This window comes from Pseudomonas folii, assembly GCF_014357575.1.
Taxonomy (GTDB): Bacteria; Pseudomonadota; Gammaproteobacteria; order Pseudomonadales; family Pseudomonadaceae; genus Aquipseudomonas; species Aquipseudomonas folii.
Genome location: NZ_JACONW010000017.1, coordinates 1 through 17,724, shown reverse-complemented (window position 1 = coordinate 17,724; position 17,724 = coordinate 1). Strand labels below are relative to the sequence as shown.

Genomic DNA, 17,724 nt, shown 5'->3' with positions numbered 1-17,724 from the left:
TCGTTAACAACTCCTGCTTCAATCGTTTGTTGAAAATCATAAAGCAGTAACTCCGCACACGTTTTTTATCAGAGGCAGGCAAGCAGCAATCGATATTGATTACGCGTAAATGTCTACGTTTGATAACGGCTGACAGCGCGAAGACTTGAGGCTCTAGAATGAGGTTTCCAGCAAAATAAACTCGTTTGCCGATAGCTGGCTGTATAAGTCTGAATTAACTATAAAAAAAGAAAACTGGATCGAGTGTGGCTGTTTTTTTTGTGGGCTGAACGGGGCTAATCACGGCTGTTGAATACGGGTTTCATCAAGCGTCTGGACGTATGTCGGGTTACTGACGAGTCATGTCCAGAGCTTTGCGCCACCATGGCTTTTCCCATACTTGAGGTGCGGGCAGCACGTCCGGCATGTCGCGCAGTTTGATCCACTGTTCGTTTTCCCATTGCAGCAGACACAGACTTTTGCCGGGCCACTGCATCATGCTGAGGCTGGGTTGTTGGGTGTGTGGAGCCTCACGCAGGAGGGGCATGACTTCGTGGGTCAGCCAGCGGCGCAAGGCACGGTTTTCCGGCACATAGTGGTGAACCAGCATGGCGTAGGCACCGGATTCGCTGATCAGTATCTGTTTGCTCCATTGAGCGCTGGCCAGCAGCCAGGCATTACGGTACTGGTCCGGGTCGAGTTTGTAAGTGGAACGTTGGTCCAGTGCTTTGCCCATGAGGCGTGCGAGATCCTGCAGACAGAACCAGCCCTGCCCTTCGAGCATCAGCGCGCGAAGCATGCGCTGATGGCGGACGAACAGCAGCGGTTCGAAACAATCGGTTGAGCGAGTTGGCTGGGGTTGAAGCGCTTGCATCCGTTGAACTCCGTTCGGTCATGGCTTGCCATCCTTTACCCGCTGAACGGGATAAAGGGTGGCAGTTGTGCGAGGGTTGACGAACCGGTCTCAGCAAAGCACAAACACACCGGCAGACCCGAAGGCCTCCGACGCACAACCGCCATAAAGTATGTTTCAAGCGTAGATGAACGCCAGAAACATTCCTTAAGAGATGTACTTTACTGAGGATTCGGATCGTCAAATCCGGTCGCTTGTTTAAGCAACGGAGCGGAGACTAGCTACATGCTTTTCACCTCGCAAGTGCTTATAAGGTAAGGTTTTAAAAGAAAAATATAGCAATAAGACAGTACTTCAAATGGCGTAAGAAGTTTCCGCAATAGAACCAATCAATATGTAGGCGTTAGCGTAGGCTTCGATAAATGGCCTAAATGCAAAATCTATCGTCGCCACCAAGGTTCCTGCGCCCGTTCATCGCCGTGGGACCGGCTTTAGCCGGGAATAGGCCAGTACAGTCGACACATTTTCATCGTCAGCAACGCAGCCTTCCCGGCTAAAGCCGGTCCCACGTCGACTGGGTTCAGTCTGTGCCTTGTAAGTACTTACAGCATGGCTAATAGCTACTCAACAACGACCAACCATCCAAAAAAGTGCATTTATACGACGATAAACACTCAGTCGAGTCTATCAACTTGCAAGTTCTAAAATTTTAATACCGCTGGTCAACTTTCTGGAACGGTACTTCTTTTCAATTGCTCTCTTTCCTGTGGCCACAAAGATGACCACACAGCCGTTTTGGCCAAGATAAAGTTGAGGAATCATTCCATGTTTTTACATAACCGACGTTTGCAATACACCGTGCGCGTGGCAAGACCAAACCCAGGTTTGGCGAATCTTTTGCTGGAGCAATTTGGTGGCGCTCAAGGTGAATTGGCCGCAGCAGCGCGCTACTTCACTCAAGCCCTGGCTGAAGAAGATCCAGGCCGTAAAGACTTGTTGATGGACATCGCCACCGAAGAGCTGAGCCACCTGGAAATCATTGGCTCGATTATCTGCATGCTTAACCGTGGCGGCAAAGGTCAATTGGCTGAAGGCGTACAAGAAGAAGGCGAGCTTTATCGGGCTATCAATGGCGCCGGTAACGATTCGCACATCACCAGCCTGTTGTATGGCGGCGGTGCTCCACTGACCAACTCGGCTGGCGTGCCATGGACTTCCGCTTATGTCGATACCATCGGCGAACCGACGGCAGACTTCCGTTCCAACATCGCCGCTGAAGCACGGGCCAAGATTGTCTATGAGCGCCTGATGAATGTGACTGACGATCCAGGTGTCAAAGAAGCCTTGGGCTTCCTGATGACCCGGGAAATTGCTCACCAGAAATCGTTCGAAAAAGCGCTGCATTCCATCCAGCCTAACTTCCCGCAAGGCAAGTTGCCCGGCATGCCTGAGTTCACCAATGTGTACTTCAACTTGTCCACTGGCGGGCCTGATGTGCGCGGTCCATGGAATGAGGGTGAAGAGTGGGAATACGTTGAATCACCAGAGCCTGCGGTTGATGGTGGCGACGGTAGCGCATCGGTCGTGTTGTCAGATGAAGATGAAGACGTACTGCTGAATATGAAAACCCGGACCATGTCCGATCCGGAGTCCAACCCGATCACTGCAGCGGATCTGGGCTCAGGTTTTGTACAAGGCAAAGACGCTTGATCGTTTGAACAAACGCTGACGCAAACCCCGAACTGAAAAGGAGGTAACCATGGCTTTAACTGGACATTCGCACCGACAGGATCTGGAGTCACTTGAGGCTGCACCCGCCGTATTTGACTCAACGCTAAAACGTTTTGATCAGCAGGCAGTAATTCTCAAACGTGGCTTTCAGGTGAACCAGACCTTGAAGAGTCTGCGAACTCTTGGGCAACTGACCCGAGAACTTCAGTCGCATTCAACCAGTAGTTATGCGGCAATCAGCTATCGGTCAGATAAATAGCCAGAGTAGCTACCCAGAGTAACTACCCCCAGAGTAACAACCAGTGAAACACCGCGAAAAAAAAGAGCAGGCCCCTCACCAGGGCTTGCTCTTGTTTTTTCTGCCTCCCGAAAGGGCATCACGCGGTATAGCGATGCGGCCGATGATTCACTGCGATGATCAGGTTGAGCACGATGGCACCGGCGATGGATGCCAGCAGTATCGGCAGGCTGACAAGGTACAGCGAGCCCAGCACCACGAGTACGTCCACTACCATCTGCAACTTGCCCGCGCGCAGACCGATGCGGTCTTGCAGGTACAGCGCAAGAATATTGATACCGCCCAGGCTCGCCTTGTGCCGGAACAGAACGATGAACCCCAGGCCCATCATGATATTGCCGAACAGCGCCGCGTAGATTGGCTGCAATTGGTCGATGTGGATGAACCGCGCGTGCAGCTCGGAGAAGATCGACACCAGCGCTACCGAGCAGAAGGTCTTGATGGTGAAAGCCCAGCCCATACGGCGGATGGCCAGATAATAAAACGGCAGGTTGATCAGGAAAAAGGCCACGCCGAATGACAAGTGGGTCGCGTAGCTGATCAGAAAGGCGATCCCGGCACTGCTGCCAGTCACACCGCCGACCTGACGCAGCATCATCACCCCAAAGGACACCATCAACGTGCCAATGACGATCGCAAATATGTCTTCGAAAACGGAATGCTTGACGGTTTGAGTGGCGGCGATCTGGGTCATGACGAACTCTTTGAAGATGTACGGATGAATGATTGGCAGGCTGAGCAGCGCCAGCCAAAGCGCGCACAGATTACCCAATTAACGATCGATGTGCGCGTTAAATAGATAAATATGCGTACAACATGCGCATATCTTCAGAAAATGCACTGTTTATGCGCCGGATTGCACTGAGCTGGTGCGTCGTGAACCGCAAGACAGGAACCACCGCGTCAAACCCTCTCGGCAACAAGTTACCTCCTACCCGACATCACGCCGCACGGTAGGAGCGAACTTGTTCGCGAGAGGCGTCAGAGCAGGACCAACACGGCATCGCGCCGCACGGTAGGAGCGAACTTGTTCGCGAGAGGCGTCTGAGCAGGACCACCGCGGCAAACTCTCGGCAACAAGTTACCTCCTACCCGGCACCGCGAACGATGGCATCGCTGAACATTGTCAGGCAGGATTACGGCCGCCTTATGACTTAACTTTCGAGTGTTGCCAGCCATGAATAATAAGAAACTTTACCTCTCCACTACCCTGTTGCTCGGTTTCTCCAGTCTCGCCCTGGCACAGGAATCAGGCTCGCATCTAGACAAGGTTCTGCAGTCAGGCGAGCTGGCTGTCTGCACCACGGGGGATTACAAGCCCTATACCTTCCTGCGCGAGGATGGCGAATATGAAGGGATCGACATTGAAATGGCCCGTTCGCTGGCGCAAAGCCTTGGGGTGAAGGTTCAGTGGGTGCCTACGACCTGGAAAACTCTGATGCCGGACATGCTGGCCGGTAAATGCGACGTGACCATGGGTGGCGTTTCGGTGACTCTGGAACGCCAGAAGAAGGCGTTCTTCAGCAACACGCTGGACGTTGACGGCAAGATCCCGTTGACCCGCTGTGAGGATCAGGCGCTGTATCAAACCATCGAGCAGATCAACAAGCCCTCCGTGCGCCTGATCGAGCCAGCCGGTGGCACCAATGAAGCGTTTGTGCGCGCCCATCTGCCTGCGGCGCAACTGGCCTTCCACGACAACAAGACGATTTTCCAGCAACTGCTGGATAAGAAAGCCGATGTGATGATTACCGATTCGTCCGAGGCGCTGTATCAGCAGAAACGCATGCCCGGGCTGTGTGCGATCAACCCGACGCGCTACATGCAATACGGCGAGAAGGCCTATCTGCTGCCACGGGACGACACCACCTGGAAGGCCTATGTCGATCAATGGCTCCACCTGAGCAAGGCAACCGGGACGTATCAGACCGTGGTCAGTCATTGGCTGGCGGTGCCGGGGCAGTAAGAAGAACGTTCATCTGTAGGAGCTGCCGAAGGCTGCGATCGCGGTATGTCAGGATGAATGCTTCGCAGCCTTCGGCAGCTCCTACAGGGTTTGAGTGGTTGCGCGCTTGCGCGACATGGCTCCGTTCTTGCTTCGTCCGCAGCATCACTCCAACCCTCGAGCTTCTCCTCCTATGAAAAACATGAAACACAGCGCTACCGCCGCCCTGCTTTTCGGGCTGTCGGGTTTTGCCCAGGCACAGGAACTGCCGTCGCATCTGGACAAGGTGTTGCAAGAGGGACAACTGGCGGTGTGCACCACCGGTGATTACAAACCGTATTCTTTCCTGCGCGAAGACGGCGAGTACGAAGGTATTGATATCGAGCTGGCCCGCTCATTGGCGCAAAGCCTTGGGGTGAAGGTGCAATGGGTGCCGAGCACCTGGAAGACGCTGGTGCCAGACATGGTCGCCGAGAAATGCGACATCGCCGTGGGCGGGATTTCGGTGACACTGGAGCGCCAGAAGAAGGTGTTCTTCAGCAGCACGCTGGACGTCGACGGCAAGATTCCACTGGCCCGTTGTGAGGATGTGGCGCTGTATCAAACCATTGAGCAGATCAACAAGCCTTCCGTGCGCGTGATCGAACCCGCCGGTGGCACCAACGAGGCCTTCGCCCGTGCCTTCTTGCCCAATGCGCAGTTAGCGTTCCATGACAACAAAACCATCTTCCAGGAGCTGCTGGATAAAAAAGCTGATGTGATGATTACCGAAGCGTCAGAAGCGCTCTACCAACAGAAACGCCTGCCGGGTTTGTGTGCGATCAACCCGACCCAGTCTCTGCAATACGGTGAGAAAGCCTATCTGCTGCCTCGCGGCGACATGGCCTGGAAGGGCTATGTCGATCAGTGGCTGCATCTGAGCAAGGCCACTGGCGCGTATCAGAAGGCAGTGGGTAACTGGCTGGCAGTGCCGGGGCAGTAAAACCCGAAAAACCGGTAGGAGCGAACTTGTTCGCGAGAGGCTTGACGCGGTATATCAGACACTCTGCCTCGCCAACAAGTTGGCTCCTACCGGTTTGGTGTCTATTGCAGGACACAGTTATGTCAAAGACACTACGACGTGCTTCTGACCTGTCGGGCCTGCCAGATGAAAACCAACAAAACCATCACCCGTGCGTTCTGTGTCGAGCTCCAGGAGGAGTTGTCGATCAGCGCTGCGCGACGGGAATACTTTTCTCAGGAAGAACCTCGGCAGCGCTTTGAGTTTCTCTGTTCGACCGAGCCCTGTCGCAGACTCGGGGCGAAGATTACGGGCGTGCGTTACGACGTGAAGCCGCAGGACAATCCGACGTTTGTGTCTGCTCACTTTCGCGCTAACCCGCACTCCAATCATCATGCCGATTGTGAGTGGATCGATGAGCAGGCTGAAGAAAACCAGCAGCCCGCTGATAGCGAAGAAACCGAACCACAGACGCGCATCCGCAAAGCCAAGCGCAAGCTGGATGACTATATCGATGTCTTTGATCCAGCCATCAAGACGCCGGGCGCAGCAAAAACCAAAGAAGCCAAACCTGCTGCTGTTGCCGTAGAGGCAGCGGATGAACCTATTTCCGTTAAGCCTCCAGCAGCAAAGCCTCCTCGCGACAGCGAAACCCGCACCAACAACCTTGAACGTCTGGTCGACAGCTATCGCCAGGCTAAAGCGCAGTTATCCGCCGATGACTTCAAGCTGCTGACCCTGAAGGTGCCTGGCCAGGGCGAACTGACGCTGCGCTCCTACTTCCGGCATATCAAGTACGCGAAGTTGGGCGATAACGGTCGGGTGCTGTACGGCGGCGGTCTGGTAGAGCGCTACGGACTGGGGTTCAAGTTCAAGTTCTTCGACCGGCTTGAGGGCAAACTGGTGACGCTGTATGTGTCGCCTGCGCAGATGAAAGCTTACCGCTCCAGCCGATACATCAGCGAACTGCTGAGCCATGCCGAAGAGGTGAAGTTCTTTACGGTGTATGCGCTGGGTGAAGTGAGCGAGAGCCCGTCGGGCAAGAGCATCGGTTTGAGTGTGGAAGACTTGCGGCACCTGGTGATTGTATTGGGGCCGGCGAAGGAGACAGATTCCACGAAATAACGGAGATCTGTAGGAGCTGCCGAAGGCTGCGAAAGCGGTCTGTCTGACACAGCCTCGTTCGCAGCCTTCGGCAGCTCCTACAGGTTTACATCAAACCTTGACGATCCAGCCTGCTGGCGCTTCAACGTCGCCGGACTGTACGCCGGTCAGCTCAGCGTAGAGCTTGCGGGTCACAGGGCCGACTTCGGTTTCGCTGTAGAACACGTGCAGCTTGTCCTTGTACGAAATCCCGCCGATTGGCGTGATCACCGCAGCGGTGCCACAGGCCCCGGCTTCTTTGAAGTCAGCGATCTTGTCGATGAACACGTCACCTTCAACCACTTTCAGGCCCAGACGGCTCTGCGCCAGTTCGATCAGCGACAGACGGGTGATACCCGGCAGCACAGAAGGCGACTTGGGCGTCACGAACACATCGTCGTGAGTGATCGCAAAAAAGTTGGCCGAACCGACTTCTTCAATCTTGGTATGGGTTTGCGGATCCAGGTAGATAGCATCAGCAAAGCTCAGCTTCTTGGCCTCGGAACCTGGCATCAGGCTGGCGGCGTAGTTACCGCCGACCTTGGCTGCGCCTGTGCCTTGTGGCGCTGCGCGGTCGTAGCCGGAAATGACGAAGTTGTTCGGCTTCAGGCCACCTTTGAAGTAGGCGCCGACCGGAATGCAGAAGATCGAGAAAATGAACTCGGGCGCAGTACGCACGCCGATGTTGTCACCCACGCCGATCACGAACGGACGCAGGTACAGCGCGCCACCAGAACCGTAAGGCGGGATGAAACGTTCGTTGGCCGCAACGACTTTTTTGCAGGCCTCGATGAATACCTCAGTCGGCACTTGCGGCATCAACAGACGGCCACAGCTGCGCTGCATACGCAGGGCGTTCTGGTCTGGGCGGAACAGGTTGATCGAGCCGTCCTTGCAACGATAAGCCTTGAGGCCTTCGAAACACTGCTGGCCGTAGTGCAGCGCGGTGGAGCCTTCGCTGATGTGCAGCACGTTGTCTTCGGTCAGCGTGCCTTCGTCCCATGCGCCATCGCGCCAGTGAGAGAGGTAGCGCATATCAGTTTTGATGTAGTCGAAACCCAGAGTGTCCCAATTGATGCTGTCGTGACTCATAACGCCCTCTTTCATTTAGCGGCTGCCTGGACGAATCAGGCCATGACCTTATTCTGCCAGATCATCCGCGGCTTGCGGCCTGAAATACGCATAAACCTTGATACACCTTCAATCAGATGAAGTCTCTCCAGCGGCGTCAGGCGCCAGGCAATCGGTAAACAGCTTGTGCAGCGGCAGATCGCGCTGGCTGCGGCGCATCATCAACACCACTTCGCGATGAAACGTCAGATCACCCAGGCTGATGACTCGCACTCTGGCGTCGCGCTCCAGCCAGAGTCCGGCCTGAGGTATCAGAGAAATACCCAGGCCGCTTTCGACGAACTTGACGATGGCGTCCAGCTCGTCCAGTTCCAGTGCGACATGCACCTCGATCTGCTGCTCACGCAAAAACCGGGTGACCTGACGTCCACCGAACGAAGCGCGGTCATAGCGCACATGCGGCTGCCCGGCCAACAGTTTGAGTGGATCGGACTCATCGACATCCAGCGGCACAATCAACACAAAGGGTTCGGTTTCCAGTACCTGAACATGCAGCTCTTTAGGTAATTCGAAAGGCGGTTTGATCAGGATGGCCACGTCCAGCTCACCCGCGTCCAGTTGACTTAGCAGGTTGAGCGACACGCCGGGCACCAGTTTGGCCTCCACGGCCGGTGCGCGACGTCTCAGCCTTAACAGCGCCTGGGGCATGAACCCGGTTTGCGCGCTGGCAATCGCACCGATCTTCATCTCGCCGCGGTACTCGTCCGGGTTCACCGGCGTCGACATGCGGTTGAACAGCTCGAACATTTCCTGCGCCAGGGGCAGTGCGCGAACACCGGCGGCATTGAGAATCGCCTGACGCCCGGTGCGGTCAAACAAACGCACGCCCAGTGCCTGTTCGAGATTCTTGATCTGCGAGCTGACGGCTGACTGCGTCAACCCGATATGCATGCCCGCGGCGGCGAAGGTGCCATAGCGGGCCACGGCAATAAAGGTCTTTAATTCACGCAGCATTGGCCGTCCGATTGATCGATTTTATTTGAGCTGAGCAGTCAATATATCCGCTTTGTATAAATTTATTCTTATCTACAATAAATCATCTTCTCAAACCTTTGCTTCATAAAAAAAGGATGACCACCGTGAGCCTTGCCCCTTTCCATCTCGCTATTCCCGTCCACGACCTGGCCGCCGCCCGCCATTTCTACACTCATATTTTCGGCTTTACCGAAGGCCGCTCCAGCGATCATTGGGTCGATTACGATTTCTATGGTCATCAACTGGTGATTCACGAGCACCCGAAAACTGCCTCGCAAGAATCGGCAGGCACTAACGTCGTGGACGGCCACGACGTGCCCGTACCGCATTTTGGCGTGGTGTTGAGCTGGGAAGACTGGGAGATCCTGGCCGAGCGCCTGCGTTCGCAGAGCATCAAGTTTGTGATCGAACCTTACGTGCGCTTCAAAGGCGAAGTCGGTGAGCAAGCCACCATGTTCTTCTTCGACCCGTGCGGCAACGCGCTGGAGTTCAAGGCCTTCAAGGACATCGGTCAGCTGTTCGCCAAGTAACCGGATTGATGACGCTGGCTGTCGGTCGCACGCGTACCAGCAGCCTCGTCATACCTCAAGTTGTTATTTTGACGCGTGATAAACACCTCATCGAACAGGACGCGATTGAGGCCGTTAATTTGACATCAAGTGGCGCTGGGTTAGGCTGAGCCTGTGTAAGACAAACAGGACTCCTTCGCCTTCTTTGATGAGCAGATCGCCATGGATACAGGCATCAACGCAGCAAGCTGCTCTATCGCAAAAACCCATGATCGCCGCCTGATGCTGTTGCTGTTTTGTCTCCCGGTGACGCTGCTGTTGCTGGCCGTACTGGTCATTAACGGCGGCACGCTGATGTATACCCTGGACGATCCGTATATCCATATCGATCTGGCCAGGCGCATCTTCAGCGGTCATTACGGCATAAACCCCGGCGAATACTCCGCTCCGTCGTCGAGCATCCTCTGGCCATTTCTACTGGCGCCGTTTACCCCGCTCGGCGGCTTGATGCTGTGGGTGCCGCTGCTCCTGAACATCGGCTTCTCTTTTCTGACCTGCTCGCTTTTCAACCGACTGCTGCCGGACGCAAGCTTCGCCCATCGGTTTTTCATTCTGGGCGGCTGGTTTCTCGCGACCAACTTCTACGGGTTGATTTTCAACGGCATGGAACACTGCCTGCAGATTTATCTGGTGGCGTTGATTGCAGTGGGCGTGCTGCAAAAAGAGTTTTATGGCGAACAGGTCACGAGCAATGGCGTCTATCTGGCCATCCTGCTATTGCCATTGGTGCGTTACGAAGGGCTGGCGGTATCTCTTCCGGTGTTGCTCTATTTGCTGTGCAAGGGTGAGCGTCTGAGGCCGCTGGTCTGGGGGGCGGCACTGGTGAGCGCCGTGGCGCTGTTCTCTCTGTTTCTGGCGCGCTTGGGCGTTGGCTACCTGCCCTCCTCGGTCATCGCCAAATCGGACACGACCGGGCTGTCGTCCATCGTCATGAATGCCATTGGCCAGTTTGAAAAGTATGGCTGGATCATTCTCGCAATGCTGGTCATGTGTGCCTTCATGCCGAACCGCAAACTGCTGGTCATGCTGCTGATTACAGTCACCGCGCTGCACACGCTGTTTGGCAAGAATGGCTGGTTCGGACGCTATGAGATCTATTGGCTGACATTCCTCGGGGTGTTTTTCCTGCACCTGTGCCTGACCCATCTCAAGGCGCGCACTACTGCGACCATCTTCGGCCTGCTGCCACTGGCGTTCGCGCAACTGGTGTACACCACTCTGAGCACACCGCTGGCGTCAGCAGCGGTCTATAACCAGCAATATCCAATGTCACAGATCGCCCAGCGGCTCAACGCGCCGGTTGCCGTCAACGACCTTGGGCTGGTGGCGCTGAACTCCAGGCAATACGTGCTGGACCTTTGGGGCCTTGGCAACCTTGAAGCGCTGAAGCTGCGCAAATCCGAAAGCGGTCCGCAATGGATCAAGGATTTGATGGATCGCAAGAACGTCCACTATGCATTCGTTTACGAAGAGTGGTTCCCCGAGCGGCCGGACAACTGGATCAAGGTCGGCGAACTGCAGATGCACATCCCCAAGATCGCTACTGCGTTCAACCACGTTGCGTTTTACGCGACCGATGAGCCATCGGCGCGAACGCTCAGGGAGGTGATGCAGGCTTATGCGCTGGAGCAGCCAACGGGAAAGTATGAGTTTTGGTTTGAGAATTGAGTGAGAGGTGAAACGCCAGAAATAAAAAACCCCGCTGCTCAAACGAGCAACGGGGTTTTCTGTTTTCAGACTAACTGTGGATCAGAAGGCGTAAGTCACCAGCAGATCTTTGGTTACCTGAAAGTCCACCGACATCATGAAGCTCAAAGCGCTGATGGTGAAGATGGAGAACACGAACAGCTTGCGGGCCCAGACAGTGTCATCGACTGCCTTGTAGCCTTTCCAGGCCATATACAGCCAGTACATGCCCATGCCCGCTGCAACCGCCAGATAGTTGAGTCCGGCGTAACCGCCGAAGGTCAACATCAAGGTGGTCACCAGGAACGCCAGGATGTAGAGCAGGATATGCCGCTTGGCGACCTTGATACCGCGCTCAACCGGTAGAACCGGAATCTTCGCAGCCAGGTAGTCATTGAAACGGAAAATCGCGATGGCATAGGAATGCGGCATCTGCCAGAGGCTGAACATCACCAGCAGGGTCAATGCCGCAAAGTCGAAGCTGTTGCTCACTGCGCAGTAACCGATTACCGGAGGCATGGCCCCCGACAAGCTACCGATCAGTGTGCCGTGTACCGACTTGCGTTTGAAATACAGGCTGTAGAAGCCGACGTAAATCACGAAGCCGATCACTGCGAGCATCGCTGCGAGCGGGTTGGTCTTGGTGTACAGCAAACCGACCCCGCCGACACCGAGAATCGTCGCGTAGAGCAAGGCCAGTCTCAGAGAGACCAGGCCTTGTACCAGCACACGGTTCTTGGTGCGCTCCATCTTCTGGTCAATGTCACGATCGATGCAGTTGTTGAATACACAACCGGATGCCACGACCAATGAGGTGCCTATGACTGCGGCCAGGAACATGCCGAAGTCAATTTGCCCTTTGGAGGCCAGAAAAAAGCCACCTGCCACCGAAAGCACGTTACCGAAAATGATCCCCGGCTTGGTGATTTGGATAAAGTGCTTAAGGGACATCAGGGTTACCTCATTTAGCCATCATGACGGTGTGGATGCTGAACATGATCCACAACGAGAGGCCGACCAGCAGCACGATGACCATCGTAGTGAACGCGAAGGCGAACACGTTATTACGCTGAGCCACAGAACGATCAAGGTGCAAGAAGTAGCGCAGGTGAACCAGAACCTGCACCACAGCGAACAACAGAATCGTGATCAGAGTCGCTGACTTGGACATGACCGGGTACATCACAACGCCGAACGGAATCGCGGTGAGGATCACGGACAGCACGAAGCCAATCACATAGTCCTTCACACCATGGCTATGGTCGTCAGCAGAAGTATGCGCGTGTGCGTTAGCCATTTACAAAGTCCCCATCAGATAAACAACGGTGAAGACGCAAATCCACACCACGTCCAGGAAGTGCCAGAACAGGCTCAGGCAGCTCAGACGGGTAGCGTTGGTCGACGTCAGGCCACGAGTCTTGACCTGATACATCATGATGCCCATCCAGATCAGGCCGCTGGTCACGTGCAGACCGTGCAGGCCTACCAGTGCGAAGAAGCCAGACAGGAAGCCGCTGCGGCTAGGGCCGTAGCCTTCGACGATCAGGTGATGGAATTCGTAGATTTCCATCGCGATGAAGCCAGCACCGAACAGGAAGGTCAGGGCCAACCAGCCCAGGACCTGACTCTGCTTGCCCTTGTGAACGGCCAGCATCGCGAAGCCGTAGGTAATACTACTGAACAACAGGAACGCGGTTTCGACGGCCACGAATGGCAGTTCGAAAATGTCGTGTCCCGAAGGACCGCCTGCAACGTTGTTTACCAACACCGCGTAGATCGCGAAGAAGGATGCGAACAACACGCAGTCGGTCATCAGGTAGAGCCAGAAACCGTAGACGGTCATTGGCCCCGCATCGTGGTGATCATGCCCATGGTCGTCGTGACCGTGGGCATCTCCTGGATTCAATACTAAGTTCGACATGTTTAAACCTGTTCCAGTGTGGATTTGCCAGGCGTGTATGCACCCTGAGCCACGAGGACCTTGTGCTGCTCACCTTCGATACGCGCCACTTCTTCAGCGGGCACCATATAGCCTTGATCGTCACGTGCAGCGTGGATGACGAACGACACGACGGTCGCCGCCAGGCTGGCGATAGCCAACCACCAGATGTGCCAGATCATGGCAAAACCGAACACTGTCAACAGCAGACCCATTACCAGGCCAGTCGCAGTGTTGTTCGGCATGTGAATCGCCGAATAGTGAGCAGGTACTTTGTAAGCCGTGCCGTCACGCTTGGCCGCGGTGAATGCATCCAGCTCGTCGGCTTTAGGCAGTTCAGCGAAGTTGTAGAACGGTGGCGGCGAAGACGTCGACCATTCCAGCGTGTGGCCATTCCATGGGTCGCCAGTCAGATCAAGATTCTCTGGCTTGTTGCGGTCACGGATACTTACGAAGATCTGGATCAGCTGGCATGCGATACCAACGGCAATCAGCATTGCACCGAACCAGGCGATGTCCAGGTACAGGTTCCAGGCCGGGTTATCAGTAGCGTTCAGACGACGAGTCATACCCAGGAAGCCCAGGAAGTACAGCGGCATGAACGCGACGAAGAAACCGACGAACCAGAAGTAGAACGCAGCCTTGCCCCACTTCTCGTTCAGCTTGAAGCCGAACGCTTTAGGGAACCAGAACGCGAAGCCAGCGATGTAACCGAATACCGCACCGCCGATGATGACGTTGTGGAAGTGAGCGATTACGAACAGGCTGTTGTGCAGCACGAAGTCAGCACCCGGGATCGCCAACAGAACGCCGGTCATACCGCCGATCGAGAAGGTGATCATGAAGCCCAGGGTCCAGAGCACTGGCGCGGTGAAGCGCAGACGGCCCTGGTAAATGGTGAACAGCCAGTTGAACAGCTTCACACCCGTCGGCAGCGCAATCAGCATCGTTGCCAGACCGAAGAAGGCGTTGACGCTAGCGCCAGAACCCATGGTGAAGAAGTGGTGCAGCCAGACCATGAAGCCGAGGACGGTGATACCGCCGCTGGCGTAGATCATGGACTTGTGGCCGAACAGGCGCTTGCCGGTAAAGGTAGAGATGACTTCGGAGAACACACCGAAGGCAGGCAATACCAGAATGTACACTTCAGGGTGACCCCAGGCCCAGAACAGGTTCACGTACATCATTGGGTTACCACCCAACTCGTTCGTGAAAATGTGGAAGTCCAGGTAACGGTCCAGAGTCAGGGCGGCCAGTGTGGCGGTCAGGATCGGGAACGAAGCAACGATCAGGATGTTAGCGAAGGTGCAGGTCCAGGTGAAGATCGGCATCTCCATCAACTTCATGCCAGGCGCGCGCATTTTCAGCACGGTGACAAGGAAGTTGACCCCCGTTAACGTCGTCCCGAGTCCGGATAGCTGTAGCGCCCAGATGTAGTAGTCGACCCCCACTCCAGGACTGTAAGCAAGCCCGGACAATGGAGGGTAAGCAACCCAACCGGTTTTGGCGAACTCGCCGACACCCAGGGAGATGTTGACCAACAGTACGCCGGACACCAGGAGCCAGAAGCTCAGGGAGTTCAGGAACGGGAAGGCAACGTCACGGGCACCGATCTGCAACGGCACGACGATGTTCATCAGGCCGGTGAAGAATGGCATCGCCATGAAGATGATCATGATCACACCGTGAGCGGTGAAGATCTGGTCATAGTGCTCAGGCGGCAGATAGCCTTCGGCACCATTCTGGGCCAAAGCCAGCTGGGTACGCATCATCACGGCGTCGGCGAAACCGCGCAACAGCATGACCATGGCAACGATGATGTACATGACACCGATTTTCTTGTGGTCGACTGACGTCAGCCATTCACTCCACAAGTAGGTCCACTTCTTGAAGTAGCTGATCGCCGCGACCAACGCAATGCCACCCAGCGCGATCATCGCGAGGGTGATCATGACAATTGGCTCGTGATACGGGATCGCGTCCAGACTTAATTTACCAAACATCGTTTACTCCTCTGCCCCAGCAGCTGAATGCTTACCCTTACCCATGTCCATCACCTTCTCACCCACATTGGCGTCCGACTCGCGAGCAGTACCTTCCTGCTCGTGAGGGTTCACCTTGCCTGGTTTCATGCCTTCATATTTATCGATGATGGCATTGAACAGGTTCGGAGTGACCGAGGAGAAGAGTTCGACCGGGTTACGCTCGCTCGGCTTGAGCAATGCAGCGTATTCAGACGTCTCAAGCTTTTTAGGTGAACTCTTGACTTCGGCGACCCAGGCGTCGAAATCAGCCTTGGACGTTGCAATTGCCTTGAACTTCATGCCGGTAAAACCTGCGCCGCTGTAGTTGGCGGAGATACCGTCGTATTCGTGATTTTCGTTAGAGATCAAGTGTAGCTTGGTCAGCATGCCAGCCATGGCATAAACCTGGCCGCCCAGACCCGGAATGAAGAACGAGTTCATTACCGAATCAGAGGTAATCTTGAAGTTGACCGGCGTATTGGCTGGGAAAACGATCTTGTTGACCGTTGCGATGCCTTGTTCCGGGTAGATGAACACCCACTTCCAGTCCAGCGAAACCACCTCGATGGTAATCGGCGGCACATCGGACTCGATTGGACGATACGGGTCCAATGCGTGGGTAGACTTGTAAGTGATGTAGCCCAGAAACACCAACAGGACCAGCGGAATGCCCCAGACTGCGGCCTCGATCTTGGTGGAGTGCGACCATTCAGGCGTGTAAGTGGCACCCTTGTTGGTGGCACGATATTTCCAGGCGAAGATGATTGTCAGGAAAATGACAGGAATCACCACGATCAACATCAACAGCGTTGCGGTGATAATCAGGTTGCGCTGGTCGAGCCCTATTTGCCCTTTAGGATCGAGCAGAGGCACGCCCTCGCAACCACTGAGCAAAAGCATGCTGAAAAGGGCCAAGAAGCCAAAAAACCTGGGGTACCTTTTTTTACTCATCTCACGACCTCTAAAAGCAAAAGCAGCTTGCGGGTGCAATTGGTTTTCGACCGCCAACACCGAAACCTGCCTGTGTTGGCATATTTTTTGGATTGAACAAAGCCTGTCACGACGCTTGCATAGCGTAACGACAAATCCATATTTATCTTTAATTTCTTGTTTGAATGCGTGGCATCACGCCCGGAATACGGGCCAACTCCCTTTGGTGCGGGCATTCATGGTACTTCAGAGTCCGACTGGCACTACGGCACAGCCTGCGCAAAAGGCGCTTTTTGACCTCGAAAATGCTCAGCGCCAGGTAAGCCAACGCGGCAAGTGCGGGGATTGTAGATATCTAGAAATTTAATGACTATGTTTTTTTTAGCAACAGTTTGTATCAGGATCTGTAAAAGTCGGCAAACAGCTCACGAATTTTTCACAAAAAATGCCCCTTTCCGAAGGGGCATTTTTTCCTTACAGGCCCTGTAGCCCGCGGTATTTCCGACGGTTACGAATGATGCCGATCGGCACCAGTACGACGGTCAAAACGAACGCCACCAGAGCCCACTGCGCGAGGGACAATCCGAGGACTGGCGGATAAGGGGTCGTGCAGAACCCGCTGACCTGGAATCCGATCGGGAACATCGAGGCCAGTGGCAGGCCGTCGACAATCGGTTGCAGGACGTCGATGCCACAACTCTCGGTGGGATGCGAAAGGATGTAGACATGGCGGCCCGCCGCAATAATCCCGCCTATTGCGCTCAGCACTACCAGCGTTTCCATTGCCGTGATGCTACGGCGGCCCGGCATGGCCGCGCCGATGAAGGCGAAGATGGCGATGAACAGGAGCGCATAGCGTTGCAGGATACACAGCGGGCAAGGCGCCTCGCCCAATACGATCTGCATGTACAGCGCCCCGCCGATCAGCGCCAGGCAGATAACACCCAGCAGAACCAGAAAGCGCTTCTCGCGTTTTAGGTACAACATGTTGTCGCTCATTCACTTACCTTTCGAAAGGGTGTCCATTCGGACCGTTCGATCAATGCCGCAGGACTTGAAACCAGCACCCAAAGGGCAGACACCGGATTGTAAAGGCACAACGCCCTGATCGCTCGCGATAATCGTGGTCCCTGCAGGACAACTCAAGCCTGTACCCGCCATATGGGCATATTTGGCCGCCCGATGGTGTTGGCTGCACCCGTTCAGTGCATGAGTAACTGCATTGCGCAGGACGAACCATATCCTTCTATATATAGAAGGATGCGGCTATTTGTCGCAGCAGGTAGCATCGGGCCATCCCTGTAGGAGCTACCGTAGGCTGCGATAGCGGTGTGTCAGGCAGTACGCTATCCCAGCCTTCGGCAGCCCCTACAGAAAACGGATCTCCATTCAAGGACCAAATCGGGAGAAACCGCATCCTTCTATATATAGAAGGATGCGACTATTTGTCGCAGCAGGTAGCATCGGGCCACCCCAGTAGGAGCTGCCGAAGGCTGCGATTGCGGCAGGTCAGGCAGTACG

17 protein-coding genes are annotated in these 17,724 nt (G+C 55.1%); 7 read left to right on the top strand and 10 right to left on the bottom strand.

Annotated elements, in window-relative coordinates; all coding sequences use genetic code 11:
* Positions 1 to 328: 328 nt before the first annotated feature.
* Entirely contained in the window at positions 329 to 853 is a 525-nt protein-coding gene (locus H8S59_RS06030; protein WP_187520820.1) for a BRO-N domain-containing protein, read from the bottom strand.
* Between the two features lie 804 nt (positions 854 to 1,657).
* On the opposite strand from H8S59_RS06030, the gene H8S59_RS06025 reads away from it, so the two are divergent.
* On the top strand, positions 1,658 to 2,542 hold the full coding sequence (locus H8S59_RS06025; protein WP_187520819.1) for a manganese catalase family protein: 885 nt from the start codon (positions 1,658 to 1,660) through the stop codon (positions 2,540 to 2,542).
* A gap of 49 nt (positions 2,543 to 2,591) precedes the next feature.
* Positions 2,592 to 2,822 carry a hypothetical protein gene (locus tag H8S59_RS06020; protein WP_141230139.1) on the top strand — a complete coding sequence of 77 codons (231 nt, stop codon included), beginning with the start codon at positions 2,592 to 2,594 and terminating at the stop codon, positions 2,820 to 2,822.
* Positions 2,823 to 2,940: 118 nt separating this feature from the next.
* Here H8S59_RS06020 and H8S59_RS06015 read toward each other — a convergent pair whose 3' ends face one another.
* On the bottom strand, positions 2,941 to 3,633 hold the full coding sequence (locus tag H8S59_RS06015; RefSeq protein WP_246475102.1) for a YitT family protein: 693 nt from the start codon (positions 3,631 to 3,633) through the stop codon (positions 2,941 to 2,943).
* Between the two features lie 405 nt (positions 3,634 to 4,038).
* Here H8S59_RS06015 and H8S59_RS06010 point away from each other — a divergent pair, with 405 nt between their 5' ends.
* The 3 genes from H8S59_RS06010 to H8S59_RS06000 all read left to right on the top strand — a co-directional run bounded on the left by H8S59_RS06010 (position 4,039) and on the right by H8S59_RS06000 (position 6,931).
* Entirely contained in the window at positions 4,039 to 4,827 is a 789-nt protein-coding gene (locus H8S59_RS06010; protein ID WP_095094244.1) for a transporter substrate-binding domain-containing protein, read from the top strand.
* Positions 4,828 to 4,999: 172 nt separating this feature from the next.
* Positions 5,000 to 5,788, top strand: a complete 789-nt coding sequence (locus tag H8S59_RS06005) for a transporter substrate-binding domain-containing protein (RefSeq protein WP_187520818.1) — start codon at positions 5,000 to 5,002, stop codon at positions 5,786 to 5,788.
* A 165-nt stretch (positions 5,789 to 5,953) separates the two neighbouring features.
* Positions 5,954 to 6,931 (top strand): ATPase, encoded by a 978-nt coding sequence (locus H8S59_RS06000; protein WP_187520817.1) that lies wholly within the window; start codon positions 5,954 to 5,956, stop codon positions 6,929 to 6,931.
* A 90-nt stretch (positions 6,932 to 7,021) separates the two neighbouring features.
* On the opposite strand, the gene H8S59_RS05995 is transcribed toward H8S59_RS06000, so the two are convergent.
* Positions 7,022 to 8,041, bottom strand: a complete 1,020-nt coding sequence (locus H8S59_RS05995; RefSeq protein WP_187520816.1) for a branched-chain amino acid aminotransferase — start codon at positions 8,039 to 8,041, stop codon at positions 7,022 to 7,024.
* A gap of 108 nt (positions 8,042 to 8,149) precedes the next feature.
* Positions 8,150 to 9,034, bottom strand: coding sequence for a LysR family transcriptional regulator (locus H8S59_RS05990; protein WP_095094238.1), 885 nt, complete (start codon positions 9,032 to 9,034; stop codon positions 8,150 to 8,152).
* Positions 9,035 to 9,159: 125 nt separating this feature from the next.
* Between H8S59_RS05990 and H8S59_RS05985 the strand changes: the two genes are divergently transcribed.
* Together H8S59_RS05985 and H8S59_RS05980 are read left to right on the top strand one after the other, a co-directional pair.
* The gene (locus H8S59_RS05985; protein WP_095094236.1) at positions 9,160 to 9,585 is read left to right on the top strand and encodes a VOC family protein; all 426 of its coding nucleotides are present in this window, start codon (positions 9,160 to 9,162) and stop codon (positions 9,583 to 9,585) included.
* 201 nt (positions 9,586 to 9,786) lie between these two features.
* Complete coding sequence (locus H8S59_RS05980; RefSeq protein WP_187520815.1) at positions 9,787 to 11,292, top strand: hypothetical protein; 1,506 nt, start codon at positions 9,787 to 9,789, stop codon at positions 11,290 to 11,292.
* Positions 11,293 to 11,373: 81 nt separating this feature from the next.
* On the opposite strand, the gene cyoE is transcribed toward H8S59_RS05980, so the two are convergent.
* The 6 genes from cyoE to H8S59_RS05950 form a co-directional block, all read right to left on the bottom strand.
* Positions 11,374 to 12,261, bottom strand: coding sequence for a heme o synthase (gene cyoE / locus H8S59_RS05975; protein ID WP_027901026.1), 888 nt, complete (start codon positions 12,259 to 12,261; stop codon positions 11,374 to 11,376).
* Positions 12,262 to 12,271: 10 nt separating this feature from the next.
* Positions 12,272 to 12,607, bottom strand: a complete 336-nt coding sequence (cyoD, locus tag H8S59_RS05970; RefSeq protein WP_187520814.1) for a cytochrome o ubiquinol oxidase subunit IV — start codon at positions 12,605 to 12,607, stop codon at positions 12,272 to 12,274.
* Positions 12,608 to 13,231, bottom strand: coding sequence for a cytochrome o ubiquinol oxidase subunit III (locus H8S59_RS05965; protein ID WP_087264611.1), 624 nt, complete (start codon positions 13,229 to 13,231; stop codon positions 12,608 to 12,610).
* A 2-nt stretch (positions 13,232 to 13,233) separates the two neighbouring features.
* Positions 13,234 to 15,252: a cytochrome o ubiquinol oxidase subunit I gene (gene cyoB, locus H8S59_RS05960; protein ID WP_095094231.1), complete on the bottom strand. Its 2,019-nt coding sequence runs from the start codon at positions 15,250 to 15,252 to the stop codon at positions 13,234 to 13,236.
* Positions 15,253 to 15,255: 3 nt separating this feature from the next.
* A complete protein-coding gene (cyoA, locus tag H8S59_RS05955; protein WP_095094469.1) occupies positions 15,256 to 16,224 on the bottom strand; it encodes a ubiquinol oxidase subunit II in 969 nt (322 codons plus the stop codon).
* A gap of 453 nt (positions 16,225 to 16,677) precedes the next feature.
* Positions 16,678 to 17,202 carry a disulfide bond formation protein B gene (locus H8S59_RS05950; protein ID WP_187520813.1) on the bottom strand — a complete coding sequence of 175 codons (525 nt, stop codon included), beginning with the start codon at positions 17,200 to 17,202 and terminating at the stop codon, positions 16,678 to 16,680.
* Positions 17,203 to 17,724: the final 522 nt, after the last annotated feature.